Here is a 3594-nt window from a genome sequence, read left to right as displayed (position 1 = left end):
GAAAAAGACGCTGAAAAAGCTCAAGCTGCATACGTTCTGGCTGTGCCAGTTATCGACCGTATGGCCGATAAAGGCATCATCCACAAGAACAAGGCTGCTCGTCATAAGAGCCGTCTGAATGGCCACGTCAAGGCACTGAAAGAAGCTGCTTAATCGACGTAGTCATTAAAAAACCGACCTTAGGGTCGGTTTTTTATTGCCTGCGATTTGATAAACGCAGAGCAAAAAAATGCAGGAGCGAGCAAGCTCACTCCTGCAATTGGTTTTGCGTTGTTACTGCTGGACCGGCACCCACGGCACGATCGGAATCGCGGTTACCGCATTCTGCGGGCTGCCTTCGATCACGCGATCGCTGTAGACCAGGTACACCAGCGTATTACGCTTCTTGTCGAGGAAACGCACCACCTGCATGGTCTTGAACACCAGCGACGTGCGCTCCTTGAACACCTCGTCGCCATCCTTCAGTTCGCCCTTGAACTTGATCGGACCCACCTGACGACAGGCAATCGACGCCTCGGCGCGATCCTCGGCCAGACCCAGGCCACCCTTCACCCCACCCGTCTTGGCACGAGACAGGTAGCAGGTCACGCCGTCGACCTTCGGATCATCGAAAGCTTCGACCACGATCCGGTCATTCGGGCCGACGAACTTGAACACCGTCGACACCTGACCGATTTCCTCGGCCGAGGCCAGCAATGGCAGCGCCATCAGCAGACCCAACAATCCTTTTGCCATGCGCATCGCGTTTTTCCTTAGACCAGAATCAGGTTGTCACGGTGAACCAGTTCCGGCTCAGCCATGTAGCCCAGCACGCCGACAATTGCATCCGACGACTGACCAATGATTTTTTGCGCCTCAAGCGCACTGTAGTTGGCCAGGCCACGGGCAATCTCGCGACCGTCCGGCGCCACGCAAACCACCATCTCGCCACGACGGAAGCTGCCCTGGACCAATTTGACGCCGACCGGCAACAGACTCTTGTTGCCCTGCGACAACGCCGACACCGCGCCTTCGTCCAGCACCAGCGTGCCGCGCGTTTGCAGATGCCCGGCCAGCCACTGCTTGCGCGCCGCGAGCATGCCGCGCTCAGGCGACAGCAGCGTACCGATGCGCTCGCCAGCCTTCAGGCGATCGAGCACTCGCTCCAGACGCCCACCGACGATGATGGTATGCGCCCCGGAACGCGCCGCCAGACGCGCCGCGCGCAGCTTGGTCTGCATACCTCCACGCCCCAGCGCACCGCCGGTACCGCCCGCCACTGCATCCAGGGTCGGATCATCGGCGCGCGCTTCGTAAATCAGTTGCGCATCGGGATTATTGCGCGGATCGGCATCGAACATGCCGTCACGATCGGTGAGGATCACCAGCAGATCGGCCTCGACCAAATTGGCCACCAGCGCCGCCAGCGTATCGTTGTCGCCGAAACGGATCTCGTCGGTGACCACGGTGTCGTTTTCGTTGATCACCGGGATGACTTTCAGCTCGACCAAGGCACGCAGAGTGCTGCGGGCATTGAGGTAGCGCTTGCGATCGGACAAGTCATCGTGAGTCAGGAGAATCTGCGCGGTGTGCCGGCCATGCTCGGCAAAGCTCGATTCCCAGGCCTGCACCAAGCCCATCTGACCGATTGCCGCGGCAGCCTGGAGCTCGTGCATCGCACTGGGTCGTGCGGTCCAGCCCAGGCGGCTCATGCCGGCAGCCACCGCCCCGGAGGACACCAGCACCAACTCGACACCTGCCTCATGCAGGGCGACCATCTGCTCGACCCAGACACTCATTGCCGCACGATCCAGCCCTTTGCCATCAGCTGTCAGCAAAGCGCTGCCGATCTTCACGACCCAACGCTGCGCACCTGTCACCTTGCTCCGCATCATCTTCAACCTTAGCTTGAGGACAGCGCGACCCAGCGCTGCCCGTTAATCGTGACTACCGATTTCCAGATACCAAAACGCCGCTCGATTGAGCGGCGTTCAAGTTTATCGCAACAGATCAGTCGCGCACGTAAATGATTTCCGGACCGTCTTCATCATCCACATCTTCTTCGTCCCAGTCATCGTCGCCGATGTCGTGGACCGACTTCACGCCGCTGCGACGCAGGGCACGCTTGTCATCCAGCGCCTGCAACTGGGCACGGGCTTCGTCTTCGATGCGCTGATCGAGATCAGCCAGCTCTTCCTTGTACGCCGGGTCGTTAGCCAGGCGATCGGCACGATCTTCCAGATAACGCATGATGTCGCGCGTCAGGCGTTCGGTGCCTTCTTTGGCGATGGCCGAGATCACGTAGACCGGACCTTCCCACTGCAGGCGATCAACGATTTCCTTGACGCGCTCTTCGTGCTCTTCTTCAAGGATCTGGTCGCATTTGTTCAGCACCAGCCAGCGATCACGCTCGGCCAGCGACGGACTGAATTTGACCAGCTCGTTGACGATCACTTCAGCCGCGTCCGGCGCACTGGTGTCATCCAGCGGCGCCATGTCGACGAGGTGCAGCAACAGACGCGTACGCGCCAGGTGCTTGAGGAAGCGAATGCCCAGGCCGGCACCGTCGGAAGCGCCCTCGATCAGACCCGGAATGTCGGCGATAACGAAGCTTTTCCAGCGGTCAACGCTGACCACACCCAGGTTCGGCACCAGCGTGGTGAACGGGTAGTCGGCAACTTTCGGCTTGGCCGCCGATACCGAACGGATAAAGGTACTTTTACCGGCGTTCGGCAAGCCCAGCAGACCGACGTCAGCCAGCACTTTCATTTCCAGTTTCAGGTCACGCTGCTCACCCGGCTTGCCCGGCGTGGTCTGGCGTGGCGCACGGTTGGTACTGGATTTGAAACGAGTGTTGCCCAGACCGTGCCAACCACCCTGCACCACCATCAGTTTCTGGCCGGCCTTGGTCAGGTCGCCAATCACTTCCTGGGTAGCGGAGTCGATTACGGTGGTACCGACTGGCACGCGCAGGATCAGGTCTTCACCCTTCTTGCCGGTGCAATCGGTGCTGCCGCCGTTGGAGCCACGCTCGGCATCGAAGTGCCGGGTGTAACGGTAGTCGACCAGGGTGTTGAGGTTCTCGTCGGCCATCATGTAGATGGAACCGCCGTCACCGCCATCACCGCCGTTCGGGCCGCCGTTTTCAATGAATTTTTCCCGACGGAAACTCATGCAGCCATTGCCGCCGTCGCCAGCTTTTACGCGGATCGATACTTCGTCTACAAACTTCATAACTCAACGCCTCTCGCCATACGGACGAGCCGAAAAACAATCAAGACATAAGACTCTTGCAAAAATGAGCGCAGCGACCCCAAAACACGACCTGCATCGCACGCCGACAGCCCATACAAACAGTTTTGCAAGAGACTCACCCCACAAACGAAAAAGCCCCGTCGCAAGACAGGGCTCTTCCAGCGATCTCGCGATTAAGCCGCGACAACGCTCACGTAACGACGACCGAAGGCGCCTTTTACTTCAAACTTGATCACGCCTTCGATTTTCGCGAAGAGGGTGTGATCTTTACCCATGCCAACGCCGTAGCCAGCGTGGAATTGGGTGCCGCGCTGACGCACGATGATGGTGCCGGCCTTGATGACCTGGCCGCCATACATC

At 59.3% G+C, this 3594-nt stretch carries 5 protein-coding genes; 1 reads left to right on the top strand and 4 read right to left on the bottom strand.

Annotation, left to right across the window (positions count from 1 at the left end; all coding sequences use genetic code 11):
- Positions 1 to 153, top strand: a 153-nt coding sequence (rpsT, locus tag ACIP8I_RS27025) for a 30S ribosomal protein S20 (RefSeq protein ID WP_400764914.1), incomplete at its 5' end; no start/stop codon positions are given.
- 120 nt (positions 154 to 273) lie between these two features.
- On the opposite strand, the gene ACIP8I_RS27020 is transcribed toward rpsT, so the two are convergent.
- The 4 genes from ACIP8I_RS27020 to ACIP8I_RS27005 form a co-directional block, all read right to left on the bottom strand.
- Positions 274 to 741: a CreA family protein gene (locus tag ACIP8I_RS27020; protein ID WP_003228353.1), complete on the bottom strand. Its 468-nt coding sequence runs from the start codon at positions 739 to 741 to the stop codon at positions 274 to 276.
- An 11-nt stretch (positions 742 to 752) separates the two neighbouring features.
- Positions 753 to 1871, bottom strand: coding sequence for a glutamate 5-kinase (gene proB / locus ACIP8I_RS27015; RefSeq protein ID WP_027612826.1), 1119 nt, complete (start codon positions 1869 to 1871; stop codon positions 753 to 755).
- A 118-nt stretch (positions 1872 to 1989) separates the two neighbouring features.
- Positions 1990 to 3213, bottom strand: coding sequence for an Obg family GTPase CgtA (gene cgtA / locus ACIP8I_RS27010; RefSeq protein ID WP_003228358.1), 1224 nt, complete (start codon positions 3211 to 3213; stop codon positions 1990 to 1992).
- Between the two features lie 194 nt (positions 3214 to 3407).
- On the bottom strand, positions 3408 to 3594 hold a 187-nt coding region (locus ACIP8I_RS27005; RefSeq protein ID WP_400764912.1), incomplete at its 5' end, for a 50S ribosomal protein L27.

This window comes from Pseudomonas sp. NPDC088414 (genome assembly GCF_044753325.1).
Classification (GTDB): domain Bacteria; phylum Pseudomonadota; class Gammaproteobacteria; order Pseudomonadales; family Pseudomonadaceae; genus Aquipseudomonas.
Note: the sequence above shows the minus strand (reverse complement) of the source record. Positions and strands in the feature narration are given on the sequence as shown.

Excerpts from the sequence above, each read along its gene's own strand:
- ACIP8I_RS27020 (WP_003228353.1), bottom strand. The coding sequence starts at position 741 with ATGCGCATGGCAAAAGGATTGTTGGGTCTGCTGATGGCGCTGCCATTG.
- proB (WP_027612826.1), bottom strand. The coding sequence starts at position 1,871 with ATGCGGAGCAAGGTGACAGGTGCGCAGCGTTGGGTCGTGAAGATCGGC.
- cgtA (WP_003228358.1), bottom strand. The coding sequence starts at position 3,213 with ATGAAGTTTGTAGACGAAGTATCGATCCGCGTAAAAGCTGGCGACGGC.